Source organism: Limosilactobacillus reuteri subsp. porcinus, from assembly GCF_036621895.1.
Classification (GTDB): domain Bacteria; phylum Bacillota; class Bacilli; order Lactobacillales; family Lactobacillaceae; genus Limosilactobacillus; species Limosilactobacillus reuteri_J.
This window is the reverse complement of the sequence record NZ_LN887486.1, coordinates 1-4,336: the sequence shown is the minus strand read 5'-3', so window position 1 is coordinate 4,336 and position 4,336 is coordinate 1. Positions and strand designations below refer to the sequence as shown.

Below are 4,336 nucleotides of genomic sequence, written 5' to 3'. Positions count from 1 at the left end.
ATAAAAACCGGATGATGAATTGTTCAAAAAATTCATCATCCGGTTTTTATTTTGGACTAGGAGTTTTTTCCCAGCCTCATGATTTATCCTTAATAGCCGAAGCAAATATAAACATAACTAACCCCAGGGCAAATAGAACACTTAATGAAGCTGCACCGACCGTCGATTTACCAGTCCATTGAGTAACGATTCCGACAATAAAGGGACCGAGAATTGCGGAAAACTTCCCAAGGATATTATAGAAACCAAAAAATTCACTACTGTCATTTTTAGGAACAAGGCGGCCGAAGTATGATCTACTAAGTGCTTGGAGTCCGCCTTGGCTTGTCCCAACTAAAATAGCTAAAATCCAAAAATCAGTCAAAGTTTCTAACCGTAAAGCATAAAGACAAATAAAGAAATAAACGATAATGCCCAGCATAATAATTCGTCTCGTAGAAAATCTATTAGCAAACCAACCATATAAAATTGAAAATGGAACAGCAATTAACTGAACTACTAACAGAACGACCATTAGCATCGTTGTTTGAATTCCTAAGTCTTTACCAATAACCGTTGCCATTGTAAAGATTGTATCGACACCGTCAATATAGAAGAAGTAAGCAACTAAAAACCATGTCAACTGCTTATATTGATTAATATGCTGCATAGTTCTTCTCAGACGACGCAAACTATCGACAAAAGGATTTGCCACACTGTTGACGCTATAACGTTGATGACCATTTTTTAATAACGGCCACGCAAAAATAACCCACCAAACTGCAGCCAGAATAAAACTAAATCGAGCTACTCCATAACTGTTTAGGAGACCGCCAAAGCCCTTACTTAGTTCTGCTGCTAAAAAGATAATAAAGACGGCCACTCCTCCTAAATATCCCATTCCATAACCAGTCGATGAAACACGATCCATTTGCCTATTATCGGCCACATCTGTTAAAAAACTGTCATAAAATAGATTTCCTCCTGAGTAACCAATAATTGACCCGATATAAACGATTAAAAGTAGTTGCCAGTATTTAGTTGGAACAAGGGCAAGCCCAATTGTCAGTATAATTCCCAACCAGGTAAAAAGATTTAGCCAACGCTTCTTTGCATACGGGTAATCAGCCAATGCCCCTAATAAAGGCGCTAGTAATGAAATAACAAGTGTACCAAAACTATTAGCATACCCCCACAGTGCTGTCGAGTTTGCTGCACTAACACCGGCATGATCAGTTACTGCTTTGAAATAAACTGGTAAAACAGCGGTCACAACTAAAATTCCATAACCAGAATTTGCCCAATCATAAAAAATCCATTGCCATTGTTGTCTCGTAAACTTCACAACGTCACCTCAGTCTTTAAAGATTGCATCAATTGCTTGTCCGGCAGTTGGAGTCGGATAATGTAATCCTAATAATTTAGCAAATGTCGGTCCTTCGTCAACCAAGCGAGCATGTTCAACAGTCGCACCACTTTTGATTTGGGAACCAGCAAAAATAGCGGTAGTGAAGTAATTTGCTTGTGTTGGCCCGTAACCATGAACGCCACGATAACGATCGTGAGTTCCAATTGATTCTGGATCAACTTTTTCGACAATCGCTGGCCTGTTTACCTCATCGGTGAAATAGTATCCTGGTTTGGCTTCGACGAGGAATGTGCACTTAGGATCTGCACCCCGCTTGATCGCCGCTGCGTTATCGTAGATTCGCTCAACCCCTTCAACACCAGCAATCATTTGCTTAAGTTTTCCTCGATCCACGGCACCACGAGTGTAAATATAAGTTTCTCCATCGCAAGTTTTAGCAGTGACTTGCCAGTTATTTCGATAAGTACTTTTCTTTCCAAGAGGGTGAAGAAGTCCTTGTTGCGCAAATAGCATATTCAAATGAATCATCTTATCAACATTAATTTGATAGTGATCCCCTAAAATTACAAAGTCTGTTTGCGCGTAAGTACCGGTATCCTTTGTCGCTTGAATTATCTTAGCTACGCGTTTATCTAGACGGTGTAATGCTTCCTTGGCTTGTGGTGACCGAACTCCATAACGGTGCCGCATACTATCCATATCAACTAAGTGAATCAATGTTAAGTCCGGCTTTTTATTTTTTATTGTATCAACCGCACATGCTGTTACAAAATCGTCAAGCCATGGCTGCTTAATCCCGTGCCGTAATTTACCATATTTCTTATTCATTTCATATAGAAATAACGGACTACTTGCCTTTAATGAAACAAGTACTTGATTTGTCCAAATTCGATTAGGAAAGATTTCTGCAAGGTTATAATCAATCTTACTGCCAGCAGTCACAGGCCACAAAAATGCAGCAGTTGTTAAGCCCTTTTCTTTTGCAACATCATAGAGAGGTATTGATTGAATATCTTTTCGATACCAGAACCAGTCAGGCGATTGCCGGCGCGGCTGCAATTTAGTATTGTTAATAATTCCATGTACAGCCGGATACTGACCAGTAATAATCGAAGTATGGGATGGATAAGTTAACGTTGGAAAGATTCCCTCAACTTTTTTCACCCATGTTCCTTTTTCTATTAAATCTGCTAATATCGGTGTTAATTGACGTAATTCGTTTAGGTCACGAAAACCTAGTGAATCTAGCGAAATAACAATTAGCTTATGCTGTTTCATCAGTTCATCTGCTTTCTTTTCAAACTCATTAGCTATTTTAAAATAAATCATTGTTAATAACTAGTTTTGAAAGAAATTATCAAAAGTCATTCTCATCGTAAGCACTAAAATTTGTATGATAGAACGGTTAACCCCTATTGGGAGACCGTGGATTGCCAATAAGTTTTAAAGTGAAATTTGATTCACAGTAATTTTTAATGTAAAATTAAGTTTCAGTTTTCAGTATTTTATGAAAGGAATCATAATCATGCAAAATCAGTTACCCAAGGGAAAAGAGCATGAGAAAACTCTCGGCCTCTTCGACCTTTCTATTCTAGGTATTGGCGCAATCATTGGAACTGGAATTTTAGTTTTAACTGGAATTGTCGCCGCGGAAGATTCAGGCCCCGCAATTGTTTTCTCTTTTCTGATTGCTGCTCTTGCTAGTGGTTTAATTGGTCTCTGTTATTCAGAATTGACCACTAGTTTGCCCAATTCAGGAAGTGCCTTTTACTACGCGTGGGTTTCAATTGGTAAATTTATGGCGTTCCTTGCTGGATGGACGCTGATTGGGGTCTATGTTACTACTACCGCTACAGTAGCCAATGGTTGGACTGGGTACGTGCAATCATTTCTTGAAGTTCTCGGAGTTAATTTACCACATAAATTACTGGTTACGCCTGCAGCTGGTGGTTATGTAAATCTCCCCGCCGTCTTGATGATCCTTTTTATGACGATTATTCTGACACGGGGAACTAGTGAAAGTAAATTTGTTAATAACTTCTTGGTTGGTGTCAAAATCTTTATTATTGTTCTATTTATCGTTGTTAGTGCTCAACATATTAATCCAGCTAACTGGCACCCATTTTTACCATATGGATACAAAGGAATTTTCACAGGAGCATCTGCTGTCTTCTTCTCCTTCCTTGGATTTGATGCATTAGCTACTTCTGCTGAAGATGCTAAAGACGTTGATAAGAATATTCCCCGGGCAATAATTTTATGTTTAGTCATTTCAACGGCCCTCTATATTTTAGTTAGTCTTGTTATGACGGGAGTTCTAAGCTATAAAGATTTGAATGTCTCTGAAGCTATGTCATATGTTCTTTTAACTAAAGGTCATAAATACGTGGCTGAGATTGTTTCGCTTGGTGCTGTTTTAGGAATTATGGCTGTTGTCTTCGCATTCATCTATGCTGGCTCAAATATCATGAAGTCAATGAGTCGAAGTGCTTTTCTTCCTCAAGGCCTCGCTAAAGTTAATGACAAAACTCAAAGTCCTAATCGTGCTATTTGGTTAGTCGGACTTCTTGCAGCTGTCCTAGCTGGAGAATTCGATCTCCATTATCTTGCATTAATCGCCAACATTGGATCATTGGTTGTTTTTGCTTTGATTTCGCTTATCGTAATTATCTTACGGTACCGTTATCCAGAATTAAAGCGACCATTTAAGGTACCTTTTGGCAACATTATTCCTGTGCTATCAGTATTGATCTGTATTGTTTTATTAGTAAGCATCTCACTTAATGCTTGGTTAACATACTTATTGTGGCTAGTAGTCGGATTAGGAGTTTACTTCTGCTATTCCCTTCGTCATGCCAACGAATTTAACTTCCAAGATGAAAGTGATATCCCAGGTAATTAAAATTTATTTCTAAATTATGATGAGGCTGGGAATTAACTATTAATTTTTGGTTCTCTAACAGTAAAATCCGGACTACGATTTTTGAT

3 protein-coding genes are annotated in these 4,336 nt (G+C 38.4%); 1 reads left to right on the top strand and 2 read right to left on the bottom strand.

The annotated features are described in order from the left end of the window. Positions 1 to 76 precede the first annotated feature (76 nt). Both AACL61_RS09025 and AACL61_RS09020 read right to left on the bottom strand, forming a co-directional pair. Complete coding sequence (locus AACL61_RS09025) at positions 77 to 1,324, bottom strand: MFS transporter (RefSeq protein ID WP_102816052.1); 1,248 nt, start codon at positions 1,322 to 1,324, stop codon at positions 77 to 79. A 9-nt stretch (positions 1,325 to 1,333) separates the two neighbouring features. Beyond that, positions 1,334 to 2,626, bottom strand: coding sequence for an alkaline phosphatase family protein (locus AACL61_RS09020; protein WP_102816051.1), 1,293 nt, complete (start codon positions 2,624 to 2,626; stop codon positions 1,334 to 1,336). Between the two features lie 229 nt (positions 2,627 to 2,855). Here AACL61_RS09020 and AACL61_RS09015 point away from each other — a divergent pair, with 229 nt between their 5' ends. Then, positions 2,856 to 4,250 (top strand): APC family permease, encoded by a 1,395-nt coding sequence (locus AACL61_RS09015; RefSeq protein WP_086142656.1) that lies wholly within the window; start codon positions 2,856 to 2,858, stop codon positions 4,248 to 4,250. Positions 4,251 to 4,336 lie beyond the last annotated feature (86 nt).

Coding starts and splice junctions, on each gene's coding strand:
- AACL61_RS09020 (WP_102816051.1), bottom strand. CDS start 2,626: ATGAAACAGCATAAGCTAATTGTTATTTCGCTAGATTCACTAGGTTTT.
- AACL61_RS09015 (WP_086142656.1), top strand. CDS start 2,856: ATGAAAGGAATCATAATCATGCAAAATCAGTTACCCAAGGGAAAAGAG.